The organism is Pseudomonas sp. xss_4, assembly GCF_043104125.1.
Taxonomy (GTDB): domain Bacteria; phylum Pseudomonadota; class Gammaproteobacteria; order Pseudomonadales; family Pseudomonadaceae; genus Aquipseudomonas; species Aquipseudomonas parafulva_B.
Map to the genome: position 1 here is coordinate 18230 of NZ_JBICKJ010000048.1, position 21273 is coordinate 39502.

The 21273-nt window shown below is 62.2% G+C and carries 21 protein-coding genes; 15 read left to right on the plus strand and 6 right to left on the minus strand.

Annotation, left to right across the window (positions count from 1 at the left end):
• Positions 1–55: 55 nt before the first annotated feature.
• Positions 56–1447: a phosphomannomutase/phosphoglucomutase gene (locus tag ACF8GB_RS09425; RefSeq protein WP_392526942.1), complete on the plus strand. Its 1392-nt coding sequence runs from the start codon at positions 56–58 to the stop codon at positions 1445–1447.
• A gap of 30 nt (positions 1448–1477) precedes the next feature.
• On the plus strand, positions 1478–2386 hold the full coding sequence (gene argB, locus ACF8GB_RS09430; protein ID WP_023532327.1) for an acetylglutamate kinase: 909 nt from the start codon (positions 1478–1480) through the stop codon (positions 2384–2386).
• Between the two features lie 103 nt (positions 2387–2489).
• Here argB and pyrE read toward each other — a convergent pair whose 3' ends face one another.
• Positions 2490–3131 carry an orotate phosphoribosyltransferase gene (pyrE, locus tag ACF8GB_RS09435; RefSeq protein WP_058602773.1) on the minus strand — a complete coding sequence of 214 codons (642 nt, stop codon included), beginning with the start codon at positions 3129–3131 and terminating at the stop codon, positions 2490–2492.
• Between the two features lie 80 nt (positions 3132–3211).
• On the opposite strand from pyrE, the gene ACF8GB_RS09440 reads away from it, so the two are divergent.
• A complete protein-coding gene (locus tag ACF8GB_RS09440; protein ID WP_023532406.1) occupies positions 3212–3991 on the plus strand; it encodes an exodeoxyribonuclease III in 780 nt (259 codons plus the stop codon).
• 34 nt (positions 3992–4025) lie between these two features.
• Here ACF8GB_RS09440 and ACF8GB_RS09445 read toward each other — a convergent pair whose 3' ends face one another.
• Together ACF8GB_RS09445 and rph are read right to left on the minus strand one after the other, a co-directional pair.
• On the minus strand, positions 4026–4394 hold the full coding sequence (locus ACF8GB_RS09445) for a DUF4870 domain-containing protein (protein WP_023532399.1): 369 nt from the start codon (positions 4392–4394) through the stop codon (positions 4026–4028).
• A 22-nt stretch (positions 4395–4416) separates the two neighbouring features.
• Positions 4417–5139, minus strand: a complete 723-nt coding sequence (gene rph, locus ACF8GB_RS09450) for a ribonuclease PH (RefSeq protein WP_023532860.1) — start codon at positions 5137–5139, stop codon at positions 4417–4419.
• 225 nt (positions 5140–5364) lie between these two features.
• Here rph and ACF8GB_RS09455 point away from each other — a divergent pair, with 225 nt between their 5' ends.
• Positions 5365–6228 (plus strand): YicC/YloC family endoribonuclease, encoded by an 864-nt coding sequence (locus ACF8GB_RS09455; protein WP_058602772.1) that lies wholly within the window; start codon positions 5365–5367, stop codon positions 6226–6228.
• Between the two features lie 13 nt (positions 6229–6241).
• A complete protein-coding gene (gene gmk, locus ACF8GB_RS09460; protein ID WP_058638833.1) occupies positions 6242–6862 on the plus strand; it encodes a guanylate kinase in 621 nt (206 codons plus the stop codon).
• A gap of 68 nt (positions 6863–6930) precedes the next feature.
• Here the strand turns inward: gmk and ACF8GB_RS09465 are convergent, their stop codons facing one another.
• On the minus strand, positions 6931–8472 hold the full coding sequence (locus ACF8GB_RS09465) for an APC family permease (protein ID WP_392526914.1): 1542 nt from the start codon (positions 8470–8472) through the stop codon (positions 6931–6933).
• A 110-nt stretch (positions 8473–8582) separates the two neighbouring features.
• The gene (locus ACF8GB_RS09470; protein ID WP_326383965.1) at positions 8583–9965 is read right to left on the minus strand and encodes a glutamine synthetase family protein; all 1383 of its coding nucleotides are present in this window, start codon (positions 9963–9965) and stop codon (positions 8583–8585) included.
• A gap of 206 nt (positions 9966–10171) precedes the next feature.
• On the opposite strand from ACF8GB_RS09470, the gene ACF8GB_RS09475 reads away from it, so the two are divergent.
• From ACF8GB_RS09475 to ACF8GB_RS09495, 5 genes are all read left to right on the plus strand, one after another.
• Positions 10172–11044: a LysR family transcriptional regulator gene (locus tag ACF8GB_RS09475; RefSeq protein WP_078479351.1), complete on the plus strand. Its 873-nt coding sequence runs from the start codon at positions 10172–10174 to the stop codon at positions 11042–11044.
• Between the two features lie 237 nt (positions 11045–11281).
• Positions 11282–11545, plus strand: a complete 264-nt coding sequence (gene rpoZ, locus ACF8GB_RS09480; protein WP_012312123.1) for a DNA-directed RNA polymerase subunit omega — start codon at positions 11282–11284, stop codon at positions 11543–11545.
• Between the two features lie 59 nt (positions 11546–11604).
• Positions 11605–13713 carry a bifunctional GTP diphosphokinase/guanosine-3',5'-bis pyrophosphate 3'-pyrophosphohydrolase gene (gene spoT, locus ACF8GB_RS09485; protein ID WP_058638829.1) on the plus strand — a complete coding sequence of 703 codons (2109 nt, stop codon included), beginning with the start codon at positions 11605–11607 and terminating at the stop codon, positions 13711–13713.
• A gap of 23 nt (positions 13714–13736) precedes the next feature.
• Positions 13737–14117 carry a RidA family protein gene (locus ACF8GB_RS09490; RefSeq protein WP_058638828.1) on the plus strand — a complete coding sequence of 127 codons (381 nt, stop codon included), beginning with the start codon at positions 13737–13739 and terminating at the stop codon, positions 14115–14117.
• 58 nt (positions 14118–14175) lie between these two features.
• Complete coding sequence (locus ACF8GB_RS09495; RefSeq protein ID WP_078479353.1) at positions 14176–14907, plus strand: hypothetical protein; 732 nt, start codon at positions 14176–14178, stop codon at positions 14905–14907.
• Positions 14908–14962: 55 nt separating this feature from the next.
• Here the strand turns inward: ACF8GB_RS09495 and ACF8GB_RS09500 are convergent, their stop codons facing one another.
• Positions 14963–15814 (minus strand): SDR family oxidoreductase, encoded by an 852-nt coding sequence (locus ACF8GB_RS09500; protein ID WP_392526916.1) that lies wholly within the window; start codon positions 15812–15814, stop codon positions 14963–14965.
• Between the two features lie 165 nt (positions 15815–15979).
• Here ACF8GB_RS09500 and exbB point away from each other — a divergent pair, with 165 nt between their 5' ends.
• From exbB to recG, 5 genes are all read left to right on the plus strand, one after another.
• Positions 15980–16942, plus strand: coding sequence for a tonB-system energizer ExbB (gene exbB / locus ACF8GB_RS09505; RefSeq protein WP_058638825.1), 963 nt, complete (start codon positions 15980–15982; stop codon positions 16940–16942).
• Between the two features lie 3 nt (positions 16943–16945).
• Positions 16946–17374 carry a TonB system transport protein ExbD gene (exbD, locus tag ACF8GB_RS09510; protein ID WP_058602766.1) on the plus strand — a complete coding sequence of 143 codons (429 nt, stop codon included), beginning with the start codon at positions 16946–16948 and terminating at the stop codon, positions 17372–17374.
• Positions 17371–18102 (plus strand): energy transducer TonB, encoded by a 732-nt coding sequence (locus ACF8GB_RS09515; protein WP_326383962.1) that lies wholly within the window; start codon positions 17371–17373, stop codon positions 18100–18102. Before exbD ends, ACF8GB_RS09515 begins: the two co-directional genes overlap by 4 nt.
• Before the next feature lie 93 nt (positions 18103–18195).
• Entirely contained in the window at positions 18196–19122 is a 927-nt protein-coding gene (locus ACF8GB_RS09520; RefSeq protein ID WP_023532770.1) for a hydrogen peroxide-inducible genes activator, read from the plus strand.
• Between the two features lie 3 nt (positions 19123–19125).
• Positions 19126–21204: an ATP-dependent DNA helicase RecG gene (gene recG / locus ACF8GB_RS09525; RefSeq protein WP_023532570.1), complete on the plus strand. Its 2079-nt coding sequence runs from the start codon at positions 19126–19128 to the stop codon at positions 21202–21204.
• The last annotated feature ends 69 nt before the right edge of the window (positions 21205–21273 follow it).

Consider the following 21273-nt stretch of genomic DNA (forward strand, 5'->3'; position numbering starts at 1 on the left):
TGCGTGCGCCTGCAACCGAGCGCTTCTGACTGATGGGGTTTTCCAGATGAACGACATGGCCCCGGCGGTTTACGCCCACTTGCCGCCAGGTATCTTTCGCGCTTACGACATCCGCGGCATCGTCGGCAAGACACTGCACGCCGATACCGCCTACTGGATAGGCCGCGCCGTCGGCGCACAGAGCCTGGCCATGGGCGAACCCCAGGTCAGCGTGGGCCGCGACGGTCGCCTGTCCGGCCCACTGCTCGTCGAGCCTCTGATCCGCGGCCTGGTCGAGGCAGGCTGCCATGTGAACGACCTCGGTCTGGTCCCCACGCCGGCGCTGTACTACGCCACCCACGTACTAGGCGGCAAGTCGGGCGTGATGCTCACCGGTAGTCACAACCCCCCGGACTACAACGGCTTCAAGATCGTCATTGCCGGCGACACCCTGGCCAACGAGCAGATCCAGGCGCTGCTGAGCCGCTTGCAGGCCAATGACCTGACCTTTGGCACAGGGCATGTGCAACAGGTAGCGATTCTGGAGCGCTATTTCCAGCGGATCGTCAGTGACGTGAGGCTGGCCAGAAAGCTCAAGGTGGTCGTGGACTGCGGCAATGGCGTCGCTGGCGTGATCGCACCGCAACTGATAGAAGCGTTGGGCTGCGAGGTGATTGCGCTGTTCAGCGAAGTGGACGGCAACTTCCCGAACCACCACCCCGACCCCAGCAAGGCGCAGAACCTTCAGGTGCTGATCGACACGGTCAGGCGCACGGGGGCGGACCTCGGCCTGGCATTCGACGGCGACGCGGATCGCGTCGGTGTGGTAACCGAGGCCGGCAGCATCATCTACGCCGACCGCTTGCTGATGCTGTTTGCCCAGGATGTCCTGGCTCGCAACCCAGGCGCCGAAATCATCTTCGACGTCAAATGCACCCGACGCCTGATCCCCCTGATCGAACGATTGGGCGGTCGTACCCTGATGTGGAAGACCGGTCATTCGTTGATGAAGAAGAAGATGCAGCAGACCGGCGCCTTGCTCGCAGGCGAGATGAGCGGTCATATCTTCATCAAGGAGCGCTGGTACGGTTTCGACGACGGCATCTACAGCGCTGCGCGCCTGCTGGAAATCCTCAGCAAGACCGAGCAGAGCGCCGAAACCGTGTTCGCCGCGTTCCCCAACGATATTTCCACGCCGGAACTCAATATTGATGTGACCGACGAAGGTAAATTCAGCATCATTGATGCACTGCAACGCGACGCCGATTGGGGTGACGCGCGCCTGACCACCATCGACGGTGTGCGAGTGGACTATGCACAGGGCTGGGGCCTGGTGCGTGCCTCCAACACCACGCCGGTTCTGGTACTGCGTTTCGAGGCCGACAGCGAGGCCGAGTTGCAGCGTATCAAGGATGTTTTTCGCACGCAGTTGCTGCGGGTAGAGCCTGACCTGCAACTGCCGTTCTGACCGACTATCTGGCCCTCACAGGAGCCCTGCATGACCCTCGATCGCGATGCCGCCACCCACGTAGCCGAAGTGCTGTCCGAAGCCTTGCCCTACATTCGCCGCTTCGTCGGCAAGACGCTGGTGATCAAGTACGGCGGCAACGCGATGGAAAGCGAGGAGCTCAAGACGGGCTTCGCCCGCGACATCGTGCTGATGAAGGCCGTGGGCATCAACCCGGTGGTGGTGCACGGTGGCGGCCCGCAGATCGGTGATCTGCTCAAGCGTCTCTCCATCGAAAGCCATTTCATCGACGGCATGCGCGTGACCGATTCGGCGACCATGGACGTTGTGGAAATGGTACTGGGCGGCCAGGTCAACAAGGACATCGTCAACCTCATCAACCGGCATGGCGGCAGCGCCATCGGCCTGACCGGCAAGGACGCGGAGCTGATCCGTGCACGCAAGCTCACCGTCAGCCGCCAGACGCCGGAAATGACCACCGCCGAGATCATCGACATCGGCCATGTGGGTGAAGTGGTGAGCGTGAACACCGACCTGCTGAACATGCTGGTCAAGGGTGATTTCATTCCCGTGATCGCCCCCATCGGCGTCGGCATCAATGGCGAGTCCTACAACATCAATGCCGACCTGGTAGCAGGCAAGGTCGCCGAAGCGCTGCAGGCCGAGAAGCTGATGCTACTGACCAACATCGCCGGACTGATGGACAAGCAGGGCCAGGTCCTGACCGGGTTGACCACAGAGCAGGTCAACGAGCTGATCGCCGACGGCACCATCTACGGTGGCATGCTTCCGAAGATCAAATGCGCCCTGGATGCGGTGCAAGGCGGCGTGAACAGCTCACACATCATCGACGGCCGCGTGCCGAACGCGGTGCTGCTGGAAATCTTCACCGACAGCGGCGTAGGTACTTTGATCACCAACCACAAGTCGCTTTCCTGACCTGCATGGCCCTGTCGCCGGCAGCCGGTAACAGGGCCAAACTGGCGACACAAAAAAAGGCGACCTCAAACCGAGGTCGCCTTTTTCGCTTCCAGGCCCTGGGTCAGATCCCGTACTGCGCCCGATAGGCCTCAACCGCCGGCAGGTGCTGCTTGAGTTGCGGGTCGTCAGCCAGGAACTCCAGTACCTGAGTCAGCGAGACGATACTGACCACCGGTATGCCGAAGTCGCGCTCTACCTCCTGGATGGCCGAGAGCTCACCATTGCCACGCTCTTCACGATTCAATGCGATCAGCACGCCAGCGGCGTTGGCCTGCTGCGCCTTGATGATCTGCATGACTTCGCGAATGGCGGTACCGGCAGTGATCACGTCGTCGATGATCAGCACATCGCCTGCCAGGGGCGCACCGACCAGGCTGCCGCCTTCGCCGTGGTCCTTGGCTTCCTTGCGGTTGAAGCACCAGGGCACGTCTTGCCGATGCTGGTCAGCCAGCGCGACGGCAGTGGTCGCGGCCAGGGGAATACCCTTGTAGGCCGGGCCGAACAGCACGTCGAACGAGATCTTGCTGTCAACGATGGCGGCGGCGTAGCAACGCCCCAGCTCGGCCAGCGCCGAACCTGTGTTGAACAGGCCGGCGTTGAAGAAGTACGGGCTGGTACGCCCGGACTTGAGAGTGAATTCACCGAAACGCAGGACCCCGCGATCGATGGCAAAACGGATGAAGTCGCGCTGATACGGCTGCATGGAAAGTCCCGGACACCACGGATTTAGCTAAATGGGTTGAGCTCGGGTATCATACACGCACGAGATTTATGGGGCCATTTATGCGGATCATCAGTGTGAACGTTAATGGCATTCAGGCTGCGGCCGAGCGTGGTTTGCTCAGCTGGCTACAGGCCCAGAATGCCGACGTCATCTGCCTTCAGGATACCCGCGCCTCGGCCTTTGAACTCGATGACCCAGCTTTCCAGCTCGATGGCTATTTCCTTTATGCCTGCGACGCGGAGGTGCCTGCCCAAGGTGGTGTGGCCCTTTATTCGCGCATGCAGCCCAAGGCAGTCATCACCGGCCTGGGCTTCGAGACAGCCGACCGTTACGGGCGTTACCTGCAAGCAGATTTCGACAAAGTCAGTATTGCCAGCCTGCTCTTGCCTTCGGGCATGAACGGGGACGAAGACTTGAACCAGAAATTCAAGTTGATGGACGACTTCGCCAAGTACCTGGACAAGCAGCGTCGCAAGCGCCGCGAGTACATCTATTGCGGCTCGTTCTATGTGGCCCAGCAGAAGCTCGACATCAAGAACTGGCGTGACAGCCAGCAGTCGCCGGGCTTCCTGCCGCCAGAGCGTGCCTGGATGGATGCCATTACCGGCGAGATGGGTTACGTGGATGCCCTGCGAGAAGTCAGCCGTGAGGGTGACCAGTACAGCTGGTGGCCGGACAACGAGCAGGCCGAAATGCTGAACCTGGGCTACCGGTTCGACTACCAGATCCTTACCCCCGGCCTGCGCCGCTTCGTGCGCAACGCGCGCTTGCCACGCCAGCCGCGCTTCTCCCAGCATGCGCCGCTGATCGTCGACTACGACTGGACGCTGACCATCTGAGCAACCAGTGGGGCTGCCTTGCAGCCCCACCTGGCTATTTGATCGGTCGCCAGATCATGGGGTAGCGGTAAGGCTTGCCTTCGTTGGCCCGTACCGCAGCAATGACGATCAGAATCATCACCGCTACTGACAGTACGGCAAACAGCACCAGCCCGATCACCACGAATATCAGCAGGAGGCAGATGAACCCTGCCACGGTCACGCTGATCTGGAAATTCAGCGCTTCCTTGCCTTGCGCATCGATGAACGGGTCCTGCTCGCGCTTCAGATGCCACAGCACCAACGGCCCCAGCAGGTGCCCGAGGGGGATCACCAGGCCAAGGAGCGCGGAAAGGTGGCAGAGCATCGCCCACTGCCTGACCTCGGCACTGGGCGGGATGATCGAAAGATTCGGATCGGTCATGCCTGCACCCTCCTGATCAGGTTCAGTCTGCCAGCGCGGCTTGCTGCAGCTGGAAGATCTCGTCCATGCCCTTCTGCGCCAGGGCAAGCATGGCGTTGAAGTCTTCTGGCTGGAACGGCGCACCTTCTGCCGTACCTTGCACCTCGATGAACCCGCCAGCGCTGGTCATGACCACGTTCAGGTCGGTTTCGGCTGCCGAGTCCTCCAGGTAGTCCAGGTCGAGCACCGCTTCACCCTGATACATACCCACCGACACGGCGGCGATCATGTGCTTGAGCGGATTGCCCGCCTTCAGGCCACCACGCTTCTTGATCACGGCCAGGGCATCGCAGACGGCAACCATGGCACCGGTAATGGAGGCTGTACGGGTGCCGCCATCGGCCTGGATGACATCGCAATCGATGTAAAGCGTAATGTCACCGAGCTTGCTCATGTCCAGTGCCGCACGCAATGAACGGCCGATCAGGCGCTGGATCTCCAGCGTGCGACCACCTTGCTTGCCACGGCTGGCTTCGCGCTGGTTACGTTCACCCGTCGAGCGTGGCAGCATGCCATATTCGGCGGTCAACCAACCTTGGCCCTGGCCTTTGAGAAAGCGCGGCACGCCGTTTTCCACGCTGACCGTGCAGATGACTTTCGTGTCACCGAACTCGACCAGTACCGACCCTTCGGCGTGCTTGGTGTAGTTGCGGGTGATGCGGATCGAGCGGAGCTGATCGGCGGCGCGACCACTTGGACGTTTCATCTGGGATACCTGTACTGGGACATTGAATCTGGCAGGCATTATAGAGCCCGTAGCCTAGTGAGGACACGCCTATCGTCGCTGACGGTCCAGCGCGCCTGCATTTGCGGCGGTCCTGTCCGTCGCTCAGGCGCAGCGGCGCATTGGGCCGCAAGGCCCCAGTGCGCTACAATCCTGCGCCTCGCAGCCAGCAGGCTGCAATGTCCAACCTATACGCGAGGTACCCCCATGGTGCACAGCATGACCGCGTTCGCACGGGTCGAGCGCGCCGGCAGCCAAGGCACCCTGGTCTGGGAGCTGCGCTCGGTCAACCACCGTTACCTGGAGCCGCACCTGCGCCTGCCCGACGCCCTGCGCGACCTTGAAGGTGGCGTGCGTGAAGGCCTGCGCCAAGGCCTTTCCCGAGGCAAGGTGGAGTGCACCCTGCGCCTGAACGAGGACAGCAGCGGCAAGCCGTTGCAGGTCGACCGCGAGCGCGCTGCGCAGCTAGTGGCCGCCGCCGAGCAAGTGGCGGCGTTGATCCAGCAGCCGGCGCCGCTCAACCCCTTGGAAGTGCTGTCTTGGCCGGGCGTATTGGTCGCTGATGCCAGCGACCCACAGGCACTCAATGCCCAGGCCATGGCACTGTTCAACGACGCGCTTGCCGAACTCAAGGCCGGGCGTCAGCGCGAAGGCCAGGAACTGGCCCGTCTGATCAACGAGCGCCTGGACAGCATGGCCGAAGAGGTCACGACGCTGCGAGCGCTGGTGCCGCAGATGCTGGCCACGCAACGTCAGAAGATCCTGGACCGCTTCAACGACCTTCAGGCTGAAATCGACCCGCAGCGCCTGGAACAGGAAATGGTCCTGCTGGCCCAGAAGAGCGACGTGGCCGAGGAGCTTGATCGCCTCGACACCCATGTCGCCGAAGTACGACGCGTACTCAAGGGTGCAGGTGCCGCCGGGCGTCGTCTGGATTTCCTGATGCAAGAACTCAATCGCGAAGCCAACACGCTCGGTTCCAAAGCCTTCGATCCCCGCAGCACGCAGGCGGCGGTCAATTTGAAGGTACTGATCGAACAGATGCGTGAACAAGTACAGAATATCGAGTAAGGCCACACCGACCATGAACCACACCAGCGGCACCCTCTATATCGTTTCCGCTCCGTCCGGCGCCGGCAAGACCAGCCTGGTCAACGCCCTGACCCAGGACGACAAGCAGATCCGTGTTTCCGTCTCGCACACTACCCGCGCCATGCGTCCTGGCGAGCAGCATGGTGTGAACTACCATTTCGTCGAGCATGATGCGTTCAGGGCACTGATCGAACAGGGCGATTTTCTGGAGCATGCCGAGGTGTTCGGCAACTTCTATGGCACCTCGCGCAGCGCCCTGCAGCAGACGCTGGACCAAGGCTTCGACCTGATCCTGGAAATCGACTGGCAAGGCGCGCAGCAGGTGCGCAAGCTGATGCCACAGGCGCTGTCGGTCTTCATCCTGCCGCCAAGCCAGGCCGCATTGCGCGAGCGCCTTGATGGCCGAGGCCAGGACAGTGACGCGATCATCGCCGGGCGCATGAAAGAGGCCGTCAGCGAGATGGTGCATTACAACGAGTACGACTACGTGATCATCAACGATGTTTTCGATACGGCACTGGCGGACTTGAAGGCCGTGTTCCGTGCCAATCGGCTGCTCCTGAAGAAGCAGCAACACCGTCATGGGGCACTGCTCGAGCAGTTGATCGGCTGATGTGCACGGGCCTCCTGGGAGGCCCTTGCATAACCTTCAGCACGTCTTAGGCAAGGCCCTGGCCCTGGTCAGTCCTGCAACGGCAAAGTGGCGTGCTGACGCAGCGTAGCCCCCAGGAAGTAGGCCGGGGCTCGCAGCCGGGACATCAGCATCAACACGATCCCCAGGACAGAGATGATCGCCGCGATCACGAACACCAGCCCGACCCCGCCCACGTGCGAGCCACTGCCGAAGTCCGGCGAGGCGCTGTCTATGGCCGTGCGCACGAAGATCACCGACAGAATCACCCCGCCCACCAAAGGGCACAGCCCGCGTATGAGTAAATGCCGAAGGCTGCCGAACAGGCTGCTGCGGAAATACCAGACGCAGGCGAAGGCCGTGAGTGAGTAATAGAAGCAGATCATCATGCCCAGGGCGGTGATGGTGTCGGCCAGTACGTTCTCGCTGAGCGTGCGCATGGTGACGTAGAAAAGTCCGGCGGCCACCCCGGCGCAGATCGTGGCGTAACGCGGCGTCTGTGAGCGCGGGCAGACCTTGGCAAACTTCTGCGGTACCGCCCCGTAGTAGCCCATGGCAAGCAGGGTGCGCGCAGGCGAGACGAAGGTCGATTGCAAGGAAGCGGCAGTGCTGGCCAGTACCGCGATGGACATCAGGATTGCCAGCGGCCCCATGACCGGGCCGGCCAGGTGAGCGAACACGTTTTCCTGGATGCGCGGGTTATTCAGGCCCAGCCCCGACTCGCTGATGCCGGCGAACTGCAAGGTGGCAATGGCCGTCAGCAGGTACAGGCCCAGAATCAACAGCACGGTCCAGGTGGCTGCCTTGCCCGGAACCTCTTCGCTGCCTACCGACTCTTCACTGACGGTCAGGCATACGTCCCAGCCCCAGAAAATGAAGATCGACAACGATAGGCCGGCGGCGAACGCCGAGAAGGATTCAACCCCGAACGGGTTGAACCAGGCGAAATCGAACGCCAGGGGCGGTGGCGCCGTTGTTTCGCCGAACGCTGCGAAGGCAAAGCCCACCAGTACCAGCAGTTGCAACGCCACCAGACCGTACTGCACGGTCATGGTCGTGGTCATGCCTCGGCAACAGATCCATACGGCCAAGGCAATGAACACGCAACAGGTCACGATGTTGATCAGCAAGTTGTCGGCAAGCGCCGCCAGTTCAGGGTTGCCCGTGATCTGGCCGAGGAACAGGTAGAAGAAATCCACCGCCACACCGGCCAAGTTCGACAGCACGATAGTAGTCGCCACCACCAGCCCCCAACCGCCGATCCACCCGATCATCGGGCCGAAGGCTCGCGCCGACCAGGTGAACGACGTACCGCTGTCCGGCTCGGCCGAATTCAGCTCGCGATAGCCCAGGGCGACCAGCAGCATAGGCAGGAACCCGACGATGAACACCGCCGGCAGGTGAGCCCCGACCTCGCGCACGGTCGGGCCCAAGGCGCCGGTAAGGGTGTAGACCGGCGCAATGGTGGAGATGCCCAGCACCACGCTGGCCAACAGCCCCAATCGGCCCTTGGCCAGGCCCTTGCTACCCTGTTGGATGCTTTCGCCAGCCGCCACATCGGGTGGGCGGCCGGCTTCTGTGTAATCGCTCATGAGTATCAGCCGTAGATGTTGGAATTGTTTTTAACAAGCCTCTCGCCAAGGCCTGCCCACTCAGAGCCCGCTGCGAAACCTTCCCCTGGCCTCATGCAGGCGCCTTGGCGCTACACCGTGTGCAGGTACCAGTTGTATTCGAGGTCGGAAATCGACGCCTCGAATTCGGCCAGCTCGCTGTCCTTGCAGGCCACGAAGACATCGATGTAGTGCGCACTGATGTATTGCCTGAGTACGTCACTGTCTTCCAGCGCACGCAACGCGTCGCGCAGGTTGTTCGCAAGGCTCTGCTCCAGTTGCTCGAAAGCATTGCCTTCAATGGGCGCCTGCGGCTCGATCTGGTGGGTCAGGCCATGGTGAACGCCAGCAAGAATCACAGCAAGCATTAGGTAGGGATTGGCGTCTGCACCTGCCACGCGATGTTCCAGGCGCGTGCTTCGGCTGTTTTCTGTCGGTACACGCAGGGCGACGGTACGGTTATCCAAGCCCCAGCCTGGGGCATTTGGCACATTGAACTGGGCGCCGAACCTGCGATACGAATTGATGTTCGGGCACAGGAAGGCCATGGACGCAGGGAGCGTCTGCAGCATGCCGCCGATAGCATGGCGCAGCGCGTCGCACCTCAGTGGGTCTTCGCTTGCAAAGAGGTTCCTGCCGCTGTGTTTTTCTACCAGCGACAGGTGAACATGTAGACCACTGCCCGCCTGGCCGGGATAGGGCTTGGCCATGAATGTCGTGTCGATTTCGTGGTCGTAGGCAACGTTCTTGATCAGGCGCTTGAGCAGGATCGCTTGATCACAAGCTTTCAGAGGGTCAGCCACGTGATGCAGATTGACCTTGAACTGCGCAGGTGCGCTTTCCTTGACGATGGCATCCACCGGCAAGCCCTGGGCCTTTGCCGCTTCGAGAATGTCCTGCAAACAGTCGGCGTACTCGTCCAGGTCGTCGATGAAGTAGGCCTGGGTCGAATGGGCACGCTTGCCGGATAACGGCGAGCGCGGCGGCTGCGGTCGCCCATTGAGGTTGTCCTGGTCGATCAGGTAGAACTCGAGCGCCAACGCAACGCACAGGGACAGGCCCAGCGCGTCGAACCGGCTCACGACCTGACGCAAGACCTCGCGCGGATCAGCGAAGAACGGCTGACCGTCCAGTTCGTGCATGGTCATGAGCAACTGGGCGGTGGGACGCTTCTGCCAGGGCTCGTGCGCAAGCGTACCGGCAATGGGGTAGCAGATGCGATCGGCATCGCCCATATCCAGGCCCAGCCCGGTGCTTTCTACGGTGGCGCCGTTGATGTCGAGCGCAAACAGCGATGCCGGCAGGTTGATGCCTCGCTCATACACCTTGTGCAAGCTGGCCCGCTCGATGCGCTTGCCGCGCACGACTCCATTCATATCGGCAATCAGCAAGTCGACGTACTGGGTGTCGGGGTGTGCCTGCAGGAAGTCATTCATCTCGCGTGAGGAACGGGCGCACGGGGCTACCGACGTCATGGCTGTACATCCTTTGCTGGGCTGCGGCGATGTGGAGAGACGGCTGGCGCCTGGTAGGCGACGATGGTTGCAGCTGTTGTTGTTTTCACTTTCCCATCGTGGGGATTGGTAACCGCAGCGGGCGCATTGATTCCCGGGGGTCGTTTCACTATAAAATGGCTCTGACGCAACAGACATTGGCAATTCGGCAACGAGAGCGTGCACCAATGCAATATCAAATTACCCATGCCGATCTTTCCCTGGTTCTGGCGTTGGAACGCGGGCGCTCTCTGGCCAAGGCGGCCGAGTTGCTCAAAGTGGACGTATCGACCGTTTTCCGGTCGATACGCCGCCTGGAGTCGGCGCTGGGCACGGCTCTGTTCGTCAAGAGCCGCAAAGGCTACTTGCCTACCGATACTGCACAGGCCCTCGCCGAGCAGGCCGAGCGCGCCGAGCAAGCACTCGAGGCGGCGCGCATTGCCATGACCAGCGGTGAACAGGTCGTCAGCGGCACCGTGCGCCTGACCTGCACTGAGGCCGTCATGCACAGCCTGCTGCTGCCTGCACTGGCCGACTTCATGCAGAATTACCCCGCGCTGTCGCTGGAGATGGGCACCTCAAACGTGTTCGCCAACCTCAGCCGGCGAGATGCAGACATCGCCCTGCGTTTGACCAACACGCCTCCCGAACACCTGGTGGGGCGCAACCTGGGGTCAACGTCCTACGTGATATGTGGCCAACCTCAGTGGCGCGACCGCCTCGGTGAAAGCGCCAGCGCGGTGCCATGGATCGCGCCGGATGACGCCATGCAGGACCATCCGACGGTGGTCTGGCGCAACCAGCAACACCCTGGCCTGAGCCCGCGCTACCAGTGCAGCAGCATGTCCACCATTGCCCAACTGGTCACCGCTGGCCTGGGCGTGGCAGCGCTGCCGGACTACATGGTGCATAGCCTGCCAGGGGTCGATGCACTCAGCGGGCCGCTGCCAGGTTGCGACACCCAGTTGTGGCTCTTGACCCGACCGGACTGCCGCGCGCTGCGCTCGGTCCAAACCCTTTTCGAGGAGCTCACCCCGCGGTTGCGCGACGCAATGCTCTGAGGTTATTGTCGGGGCCATTGCAAGGCGTCTATGGCGGTCCTTGCACTGCGCCCCAGAGGTATCGTCAGGCCTGGCAAACGCGGGCATGCACCGCAGTACCTGAATGACTCGCAGCGCACCGCACGGCGGCGCTCGACAAAACAGCGCTTCCCTATTGGCTGGTGAATTTTTATACTATCGAGTCCGCCTGCCCACTAATGGGCTGCACGCCTACCGCATTTGCTACTGAGGAAGACCATGGCCCGCGTAACTGTTGAAGACTGTCTGGAACACGTGGATAACCGTTTTGAGCTGGTCATGCTCTCGACCAAGCGCGCTCGCCAGCTGGCGACCGGCGGTAAAGAGCCACGCGTTGCGTGGGAAAACGACAAGCCCACCGTCGTTGCCCTGCGCGAAATCGCCGAAGGCATCGTGACCAACGAATTCATCGCCGCTGAAGAAATTGTCACCGAGGATCCGGTCTTTGCCGCGTTCGAGGACGAGTCGAACGAGGCTGTCTGATTGATGCCCGGTCGACGTCGCAAGGCGCAAGGCCCCCTATCTCGGCAGGAGGCTAAGCCATGCCGGGTATAGAGGCCTTGGCCGAACGGCTGTCGACTTACCTGGGCCCCGAACAGGTCAACCTGGTACGGCGTGCCTACTTCTACGCAGAACAAGCGCACGATGGGCAACGTCGCCGCAGTGGCGAGCCCTACGTAACGCACCCGTTGGCCGTGGCCAGCATCCTTGCCGACATGCACATGGACCATCAAAGCCTGATGGCAGCCATGCTCCATGACGTGATCGAAGACACCGGCATTGCCAAGGAAGCCCTCAGCCAGCAGTTTGGCGAGACGGTTGCCGAGCTGGTGGACGGCGTCAGCAAGCTGACCCAGATGAACTTCGAAACCAAGGCCGAGGCGCAAGCCGAGAACTTCCAGAAAATGGCCATGGCCATGGCACGCGACATTCGCGTGATCCTGGTCAAGCTGGCCGACCGCCTGCATAACATGCGCACCCTGGAAGTGCTGTCCGGCGAGAAACGACGCCGGATTGCCAAGGAAACCCTCGAGATCTACGCCCCCATCGCCAACCGCCTGGGGATGCACACGGTACGCGTCGAGTTCGAAGACCTTGGCTTCAAGGCCATGCACCCGATGCGCTCGTCGCTGATTCATCGCGCCGTCAAAAGTGCACGGGGCAACCGCAAGGAAATCGTCGCCAAGATCGAGCAGTCGCTGGCCAACTGCCTGGCTGCCGACGGTATCGAAGGCGAGATCAGTGGCCGGCAAAAACACCTCTATGGCATCTACAAGAAGATGCGCGGCAAGCGTCGCGCCTTCAACGAGATCATGGACGTGTATGCCTTCCGCATCATCGTCGACAAGGTCGATACCTGCTACCGCGTCCTCGGTGCCGTGCACAACCTGTACAAACCGCTGCCAGGGCGGTTCAAGGACTATATCGCCATTCCCAAGGCCAACGGCTATCAGTCGTTGCACACCACCTTGTTCGGCATGCACGGCGTGCCCATCGAAATCCAGATCCGTACGCGCGAAATGGAAGAGATGGCCAATAACGGTATCGCTGCGCACTGGCTGTACAAGGCCAATGGGGATGAGCAGCCCAAGGGCAACCATGCCCGTGCCAGGCAGTGGGTCAAAGGCATCCTTGAATTGCAGCAACGTGCAGGCAACTCGCTGGAGTTCATCGAGAGCGTCAAGATCGACCTGTTCCCGGACGAGGTGTACGTCTTCACGCCCAAAGGCCGCATCATGGAGCTGCCCAAGGGTTCCACTGCCGTGGACTTCGCCTACGCAGTGCACACCGACGTTGGCAACAGCTGCATCGCATGCCGTATCAACCGGCGCCTGGCACCGCTCTCCGAGCCGTTGCAGAGTGGCTCGACGGTAGAGATCGTCAGCGCACCGGGGGCTCGACCCAATCCGGCGTGGCTCAATTTCGTGGTCACCGGCAAGGCGCGCACACATATTCGCCATGCGCTCAAGCAGCAGCGCCGCTCCGAATCCATCAGCCTGGGCGAGCGGCTGCTCAATAAGGTACTGACTGGTTTCGACAGCGCGCTGGATCAGATTCCCCGCGAGCGCGTGCAGGCCATCCTCAGCGAATACCGCCTGGAATTGATCGAAGACCTGCTTGAAGACATCGGGCTGGGCAACCGCATGGCCTACGTGGTCGCGCGCCGTCTGCTGTCTGCAGAAGGCGAGCAACTGCCGGCCCCCGAAGGTCCGCTGGCGATTCGCGGTACCGAAGGCCTGGTGCTCAGCTATGCCAAGTGCTGCACGCCGATTCCGGGCGACCCGATCGTGGGTCACCTTTCGGCGGGCAAGGGCATGGTCGTGCACCTTGAGAACTGCCGAAACATCAGTGAAATTCGCCACAACCCCGAGAAATGCGTCCAGCTTTCCTGGGCCAAGGACATCACTGGCGAATTCAACGTCGAGTTGCGCGTAGAGCTGGAGCACCAGCGCGGCCTGATTGCCTTGCTGGCCAGCAGCGTCAACGCGGCCGATGGCAACATCGAGAAGATCAGCATGGACGAACGCGACGGCCGTATCAGCGTGGTCCAACTGGTGGTCAGCGTGCACGACCGCGTGCACCTGGCGCGTGTGATCAAGAAGCTGCGTACCCTGACCGGTGTGGTTCGCATCACCCGCATGCGTACGTAGTCCGCCAACCGCAAGGAGTCATCATGAGCAAGACCGTCATCAACAGCGACAAGGCCCCTGCCGCCATCGGCACCTATTCGCAGGCGATCAAGGCCGGTAACACCGTGTACATGTCTGGCCAGATCCCGCTGGACCCCAAGACCATGGAACTGGTCGAAGGCTTCGAGGCCCAGACCGTCCAGGTGTTCGAGAACCTCAAGGCTGTGGCGGAAGAAGCAGGCGGTTCGTTCAAGGACATCGTCAAGCTGAACATCTTCCTGACCGACCTGAGCCATTTCGCCAAGGTCAACGAGGTGATGGGTCGCTACTTCGAGCAGCCCTACCCCGCTCGCGCCGCCATCGGCGTGGCCGCGCTGCCAAAAGGCGCGCAGGTCGAGATGGACGCCATCCTCGTCATCGAGTGATGCCCCAGGCGGCGGGCATTGCACTCGCCGCCTTTCCCTCTCCTGGAAGGTTCCCGACATGCGCATAGCATTGCCTCTTACGCTGGCAGCCCTGGTCCTGGGCGGCTGCGCCAGCCACAAACCTGAAGACTTCAACGGCACCTGGATCAACCAGGACGCCATCACTGCGGCCGTCAAGCAAGGCAACCTTCGCCAGGCCCTGAATGAGCATGGCCCGGTCTTCGAGTGGAAGCTCGATGTTGCTACCCAGCGCGCCAGCTATAGCAACGGGTTCGAGGCCTCGGATGGTCAGCTCAGCGCCAATGACAAGCAGTGGCTGGCCACCTTCGAAGGCGGTGCCACCGAGCAACTGTCGCTGGACGGCGACGAACTGCAAACAGTCGACCAGCGAGGCGCGAAACAGCGCTTCGAGCGTGCCAAGACGCCCAGTGGCAACAATGCGCCACTGGGCAGCAGCTTCGAGCAGGCGCTGTACCAGGCTTATCTCGGCGGCGCCTGGACAATCATGGAGGGCCCAGGCAAGGGCGCCAACGTAACGTTCAGCGACAGCGGCAACGTCACCGGCCTGCCCGGTCCGGATCGTTTCGCCCTGTGCCTGGCCGGTGATTGCGCAACGATGGGCGGCAGCAATGACAGCCTGTGGCTGGAGCGCAACCAGCGCGGGGCCCCGTTCATCATCAAGCGCAATGGCAATCAGCTGGAAATCTTCCAGGCGGTGAACCGCGCCCAGCCGGATGAAATGCCGATGCTCGCAGCCGGCAAGCGCCAGTGGCTGCTGCAACACAACTGACGATACCCCAGCCGGCGCGCAGGTAACGCAAGCTACCTGCGCGCCGGCCAGGGGATCATTGCCCGAGGATCGCTGCGTAGCCTTCCTTGTAACTGGGGTACTGCGGGGACCAGCCTAGCCCCCGTGCGCGGGCGTTGCTGCAGCGCTTGCTGCCCGTGCGACGCACACGCTCCTCATCGGACCACTGCCTAACCCCCAACTGTTCACGCAGCCAGGCCACGACTTCGGCCAGCGGTGCCGGGCTGTCGTCCACGCCGATGTAGCAATCGTCCAGCGCCTTGCCTTGGCTGTCGCATTGCAGCAGAAATGCCAGCAGGCTGGCAGCATCGTCCACGTGAATACGGTTGCCATACAACGGCGGTTGCTCGGCGACGCGATAACCCTGACGCACCTGACGCAACAGCCACTCTCGACCTGGCCCGTAGATGCCGGTCAGGCGAACCACGCTGGCTGGCGCAGCACCGGACAGCGCCAGCCTTTCAGCCTCGAGCATGATGCGCCCCGAGTACCCCTCAGGTTCGGTGACCGATTGCTCATCAACCCACTCCCCACCCTTGTGCCCAAACACGCTGCTGCTGGACACGAACAAAAGGCGTCGGGGTTGGTGCCCACGCTCGGCCAGCCAGCGCTGCACGTGACGCAACCCTAGGACATACGCCGCCTCATACCCTGCCTCGTCATGCTGGCTGGCAGCCACGCAATACACCACGTAGTCAGGTGCCCGCTCAGGCCAGGCAGCTGGGATGTTCGGGTTCGACAGATCAGCTGCAATCGGCGCTACGCCATCAGGCAACTGCGCCACCGAACGGCGCAGGCCGCTGACTTGCCAACCACGCGTCAGCATTTGCCGAGCCAGGCGACTGCCGACGTCCCCACATCCTACGATCAACACACTCAAGTCAGACATCTGAAGCCCTCTAGGGCCGATTGCTCAGCCCCTCTGCAGGAGAAAAAGCAACAATATTACTTTTGTTAACAAGAATTACTTGCAATAATGGCGACCAAATTGTTCTCGGCCTGCCTCGAGGCCTTGAAGAACGCTCACCCATCATCTTCATCAGGTCCGGCCAGCATGACACGTACCCAACCTTCCGCTTCGCCAACCCCATCGCGCGCCTGGCGTGCCACCGCTGCGCTGATTCTCAGCCTGGCGCTGGCCCCGGTCGCCATGGCCGATGAGCCCAATGCCGCTGCCCCAGTGACGGCCCCGGCGGCCAGCGCTGCTGCACCAGCTAGCGCTCCGGCCGGCGAAGCGGCACCGGGTACCGTTGCACAGGCTCCGGTTGCTGCAGACCCGGACGCCCAAGCCCTGGTGGAAGATACCTCGCTCGGCATGGCCCATGACCTGTCGCCTTGGGGCATGTACAAGAACGCCGATGTCGTGGTCAAGGCCGTCATGATCGGCCTGGCCATCGCCTCGATCATCACTTGGACCATCTGGATCGCCAAAGGCTTCGAGTTGATGGGGGCCAAGCGCCGCCTGCGCGGGGAAATCGCCCGCCTGAAGAAATCGACCAGCCTCAAGGAAGCCAGCGAAGTCTCCGACAAGCAAGGCACCCTGGCCCATACCCTGGTTCACGATGCGCTCGAGGAAATGCGCCTGTCGGCCAATGCCCGTGAAAAGGAAGGCATCAAGGAGCGCGTGAGCTTCCGCCTGGAACGACTGGTACACGCCAGCGGGCGAAATATGAGCAGCGGCACGGGCGTGCTGGCCACCATTGGTTCCACTGCGCCATTCGTGGGCCTGTTCGGCACCGTGTGGGGCATCATGAACAGCTTCATCGGCATCGCCAAGACTCAGACCACCAACCTCGCCGTGGTCGCCCCGGGTATTGCCGAAGCGCTGCTGGCCACCGCACTGGGCCTGGTTGCCGCCATCCCGGCCGTGGTCATCTACAACGTCTTCGCCCGCTCCATCGCCGGCTACAAGGCACAGGTGTCCGACGCTTCGGCCCAGGTGCTGCTGCTGGTCAGCCGTGACCTGGACCATCAGGGCAGCGATCGCGCCGCCCCGCACATGGTGAAAGTGGGGTAAGCCATGGGCCTGCATCTGAACGAAGGTGGCGACGACCTCGCCGAAAACCACGAAATCAACGTGACGCCGTTTATCGACGTGATGTTGGTGCTGCTGATCATCTTCATGGTCGCAGCGCCCCTTGCCACGGTCGACATCAAGGTCGACTTGCCTGCTTCGACGGCCAAGCCGGCGCCCAGGCCCGAGAAGCCTGTCTTCGTCAGCGTCAAGGCCGACCAGAAGCTCTATGTCGGCGATGACCCGGTCCCAACGCCCGAGCGTCTCGGCCCGATGCTGGACGCCAAGACCAAGGGTGACAAGGACACCACCATCTTCTTCCAGGCCGACAAAGGCGTGGACTACGGTGACCTGATGGAAGTGATGAATAACATGCGCGCGGCCGGCTACCTCAAAGTCGGTCTGGTAGGTCTTGAGACGGCAGCCAAGAAATGACGAAGACGCGGCACAATCTGGCGCGTTACAGCGGCAGCCTGGCGCTTGTGCTGGGTGTCCATGCCGTCGCTGTGCTGCTCATGCTCAACTGGTCGGTGCCCCAGGCCATCGAGCTGCCGCCGGCAGCCATGATGGTCGAGCTGGCACCGCTGCCGGAGCCTGCGCCACCACCCCCTCCCAAAGCAGTTCCCCAACCACCGGCGCCGGTCGAAGAACCCCCGCTGCCGAAGGTAGTGGAAGCCCCTAAACCCAAGATTGCCATTCCCAAGCCGCCCAAGCCGAAGGCCAAGCCACAGCCGCCCAAGCCTGAGAAAAAGCCTGAGCCGCCGAAGGAAGCGCCGCCGACCAAGGAAACGTTAGACGCACCACCGAGCAATACGCCGCCGCAGAAGTCCGCAGCGCCCGCACCGAGCGTCGCCTCCAACAGCACCGCACTGCCGACCTGGCAGAGTGACCTGTTGCGCCATCTGGCGAAGTACAAGCGGTACCCGGAAGACGCGCGGCGCAGAGGCTTGCAGGGCATCAATCGCCTGCGTTTCGTAGTCGATGCCGAGGGCAAGGTCGTGTCGTACTCACTGGCCGGTGGGTCGGGTAGTGCGTCCCTGGACCGGGCAACCATGGAAATGATTCGGCGAGCGGGCAAGGTACCCAAACCGCCGGCTGAGCTGCTGAACAACGGGACGATCGAAGTCGTCGCGCCGTTCGTGTACTCACTGGACCGCCGCTGACGTTTTGTTTCTGTCACAAGTCGGCAAGTCTGATAACGTGCGTCTATCGATTGCAGCCGCTATGCTGGGCTCGCAACTTCATGGACGCACGTTATGACCCTCACAGAACTCCGTTACATCGTCACACTCGCCCAGGAACAGCACTTCGGCCATGCAGCCGAGCGTTGCCATGTGAGCCAGCCTACCCTTTCGGTGGGTGTGAAGAAGCTCGAGGATGAGCTCGGCGTACTGATCTTCGAGCGCAGCAAGAGCGCGGTGCGCCTCACGCCGGTTGGCGAAGGCATCGTGGCCCAGGCCCAGAAAGTGCTCGAACAGGCTCAGGGCATCCGCGAACTGGCCCAGGCCGGCAAGAACCAATTGACCGCCCCGCTCAAGGTAGGCGCGATCTACACCGTCGGCCCCTACCTCTTTCCTCACCTGATCCCACAGCTGCACCGTGTGGCCCCGCAGATGCCGTTGTACATCGAGGAAAATTTCACCCATGTGCTGCGTGAGAAGCTGCGTAACGGTGAACTGGATGCGGTGATCGTCGCCTTGCCCTTCAACGAAGCCGACGTGCTGACCCTGCCGCTCTACGACGAGCCTTTCTGCGCACTGATGCCAGCCGACCACCCGTGGACGGCGAAGAAAACCATCGATGCGGCATCGCTCAACGACAAGAGCCTGTTGCTGCTGGGCGAAGGTCACTGCTTCCGTGACCAGGTGCTGGAGGCGTGCCCTACCCTGAACAAGGGCGGTGAAGGCGCACGCCACACCACGGTCGAATCCAGCTCGCTGGAAACCATCCGCCACATGGTGGCCTCTGGGCTGGGTGTCTCCATCCTGCCGCTGTCTGCCGTGCACAGTCATCACTACGCACCGGGCGTGATCGAAGTGCGTCCGCTGACAGCACCAGCGCCATTTCGTACCGTGGCGATCGCGTGGCGCGCCAGTTTCCCGCGGCCCAAGGCCATCGAGATTCTTGCCGACTCGATCCGCCTGTGCTCGGTCGCCAAAACGCCCACCGAGCAAACTGCCTGAGCCATGAGTGAGTTGTCGAAGGTACCGGTCACTGTGCTCAAGGGTGTCGGTGACGCCATGGCGCAGAAGCTTGCCAAGGTGGGCCTGGAAAACCTGCAGGACGTGTTGTTTCACCTGCCCTTGCGTTACCAGGACCGCACCCGCGTGGTGCCGATCGGGCAACTGCGGCCAGGGCAGGACGCGGTGATCGAGGGCGTGGTCAGCGGCGCGGACGTGACCATGGGCAAGCGACGTAGCCTCGTCGTTCGTCTGGGCGACGGGAGCGGCGTGCTGAGCCTGCGCTTCTACCATTTCAGCAACGCACAGAAGGAAGGGCTCAAGCGCGGCACTCACCTGCGTTGCTATGGCGAAGCCCGGCCGGGCGCATCGGGCCTGGAGATCTATCATCCTGAATACCGTGCACTGAACGGCGACGAACCGCCGCCGCCGGTCGAACAGACGCTTACCCCGATTTACCCGTCTACCGAGGGGCTCACCCAGCAACGGCTACGCCTGCTCTGCCAACAGAGCCTGGCCTTGCTCGGGCCGCGCAGCCTGCCGGACTGGCTGCCCGAGGAGCTTGCGCGCGATTATCAGCTGGCCCCGTTGGACGATGCCATACGGTACTTGCACAACCCGCCGGCTGACGCCGACCTCGATGAGCTTGCCGAAGGCCACCACTGGGCCCAGCACCGCCTGGCATTCGAAGAACTGCTGACCCACCAGCTGTCGCAGCAGCGATTGCGCGAAAGCCTGCGCAGCCTGCGCGCACCGGTGCTGCCCAAGCCTTCACGCCTGCAGGACGAGTACCTGGCCAATCTCGGCTTCAAGCCTACGGGGGCGCAGCAGCGGGTCGCCAATGAAATTGCCTACGACCTCAGCCAGCACGAACCCATGCTGCGCCTGGTGCAAGGTGATGTGGGCGCCGGCAAGACCGTGGTCGCGGCACTGGCAGCCCTGCAGGCGTTGGAGGCGGGTTACCAGGTGGCGCTGATGGCACCTACCGAGATTCTTGCCGAGCAGCACTACATCACCTTCAAGCGCTGGCTGGAGCCACTGGGCATCGAAGTCGCCTGGCTGGCCGGCAAGCTCAAGGGCAAGGCCCGGGTCAGTGCACTGGAGCAGATCGCCGCCGGTGCGCCAATGGTGGTGGGTACCCACGCCCTGTTCCAGGAAGAGGTCAAGTTCAAGCACCTCGCCCTGGCCATCATCGACGAGCAGCACCGTTTTGGCGTCCAGCAGCGTCTGGCGTTGCGCAAAAAGGGTGTGAATGGCGAGTTGTGTCCTCATCAGCTGATCATGACGGCGACGCCCATTCCGCGTACCTTGGCCATGAGCGCCTATGCTGACCTGGATACTTCCGTGCTGGACGAATTGCCTCCCGGGCGTACACCGGTCAACACGGTGCTGGTGGCCGACAGCCGTCGCTTCGAAGTGGTCGAGCGGGTACGCGCCGCCTGTGCTGAAGGGCGTCAGGCCTACTGGGTCTGTACCCTTATCGAGGAGTCTGAAGAGCTGACCTGCCAGGCCGCCGAGAGCACCTACGAGGAACTTGGCAGCGCCCTGGGCGAATTGCGGGTCGGGCTGATTCACGGGCGTATGAAACCGGCAGAAAAAGCCGAGATCATGGCGCAATTCAAAGCCGGTGATCTGCAGCTGCTGGTTGCCACGACCGTGATCGAAGTTGGCGTCGATGTGCCCAACGCCAGCCTGATGATCATCGAAAACCCAGAGCGCCTGGGGTTGGCCCAGCTGCACCAGTTGCGTGGGCGGGTGGGCCGTGGCAGCGCTGCCAGCCACTGCGTTCTGCTGTATCACCCGCCCTTGTCACAGGTGGGCCGCGAGCGCCTGGGCATCATGCGCGAAACCAACGATGGCTTCATCATCGCGGAAAAGGACCTGGAGCTGCGCGGCCCGGGCGAGATGCTCGGCACGCGCCAGACGGGTCTGCTGCAGTTCAAGGTCGCTGACCTGATGCGCGATGCCGATCTGCTCCCGGCCGTTCGTGATGCAGCCCAGGCATTGGTGGCCCGCTGGCCGGAACATGTCAGCCCCTTGCTTGAACGCTGGCTGCGTCACGGGCAACAGTACGGCCAAGTCTGACCCAAGTGGTCAATGGATCCAGCCTCCCGGCGAGGCTGGTTATACTTCGCTTTTAGGAACCAGTGGACA

Excerpts from the sequence above, each read along its gene's own strand:
- ACF8GB_RS09520 (WP_023532770.1), top strand. The coding sequence starts at position 18,196 with ATGACCCTCACAGAACTCCGTTACATCGTCACACTCGCCCAGGAACAG.
- ACF8GB_RS09515 (WP_326383962.1), top strand. The coding sequence starts at position 17,371 with ATGACGAAGACGCGGCACAATCTGGCGCGTTACAGCGGCAGCCTGGCG.
- rpoZ (WP_012312123.1), top strand. The coding sequence starts at position 11,282 with ATGGCCCGCGTAACTGTTGAAGACTGTCTGGAACACGTGGATAACCGT.
- ACF8GB_RS09465 (WP_392526914.1), bottom strand. The coding sequence starts at position 8,472 with ATGAGCGATTACACAGAAGCCGGCCGCCCACCCGATGTGGCGGCTGGC.
- ACF8GB_RS09445 (WP_023532399.1), bottom strand. The coding sequence starts at position 4,394 with ATGACCGATCCGAATCTTTCGATCATCCCGCCCAGTGCCGAGGTCAGG.
- ACF8GB_RS09495 (WP_078479353.1), top strand. The coding sequence starts at position 14,176 with ATGCGCATAGCATTGCCTCTTACGCTGGCAGCCCTGGTCCTGGGCGGC.
- ACF8GB_RS09425 (WP_392526942.1), top strand. The coding sequence starts at position 56 with ATGGCCCCGGCGGTTTACGCCCACTTGCCGCCAGGTATCTTTCGCGCT.
- ACF8GB_RS09475 (WP_078479351.1), top strand. The coding sequence starts at position 10,172 with ATGCAATATCAAATTACCCATGCCGATCTTTCCCTGGTTCTGGCGTTG.
- ACF8GB_RS09490 (WP_058638828.1), top strand. The coding sequence starts at position 13,737 with ATGAGCAAGACCGTCATCAACAGCGACAAGGCCCCTGCCGCCATCGGC.
- gmk (WP_058638833.1), top strand. The coding sequence starts at position 6,242 with ATGAACCACACCAGCGGCACCCTCTATATCGTTTCCGCTCCGTCCGGC.
- rph (WP_023532860.1), bottom strand. The coding sequence starts at position 5,139 with ATGAAACGTCCAAGTGGTCGCGCCGCCGATCAGCTCCGCTCGATCCGC.
- ACF8GB_RS09500 (WP_392526916.1), bottom strand. The coding sequence starts at position 15,814 with ATGTCTGACTTGAGTGTGTTGATCGTAGGATGTGGGGACGTCGGCAGT.
- argB (WP_023532327.1), top strand. The coding sequence starts at position 1,478 with ATGACCCTCGATCGCGATGCCGCCACCCACGTAGCCGAAGTGCTGTCC.
- ACF8GB_RS09455 (WP_058602772.1), top strand. The coding sequence starts at position 5,365 with ATGGTGCACAGCATGACCGCGTTCGCACGGGTCGAGCGCGCCGGCAGC.
- spoT (WP_058638829.1), top strand. The coding sequence starts at position 11,605 with ATGCCGGGTATAGAGGCCTTGGCCGAACGGCTGTCGACTTACCTGGGC.
- ACF8GB_RS09470 (WP_326383965.1), bottom strand. The coding sequence starts at position 9,965 with ATGACGTCGGTAGCCCCGTGCGCCCGTTCCTCACGCGAGATGAATGAC.
- pyrE (WP_058602773.1), bottom strand. The coding sequence starts at position 3,131 with ATGCAGCCGTATCAGCGCGACTTCATCCGTTTTGCCATCGATCGCGGG.
- exbD (WP_058602766.1), top strand. The coding sequence starts at position 16,946 with ATGGGCCTGCATCTGAACGAAGGTGGCGACGACCTCGCCGAAAACCAC.
- ACF8GB_RS09440 (WP_023532406.1), top strand. The coding sequence starts at position 3,212 with ATGCGGATCATCAGTGTGAACGTTAATGGCATTCAGGCTGCGGCCGAG.
- exbB (WP_058638825.1), top strand. The coding sequence starts at position 15,980 with ATGACACGTACCCAACCTTCCGCTTCGCCAACCCCATCGCGCGCCTGG.
- recG (WP_023532570.1), top strand. The coding sequence starts at position 19,126 with ATGAGTGAGTTGTCGAAGGTACCGGTCACTGTGCTCAAGGGTGTCGGT.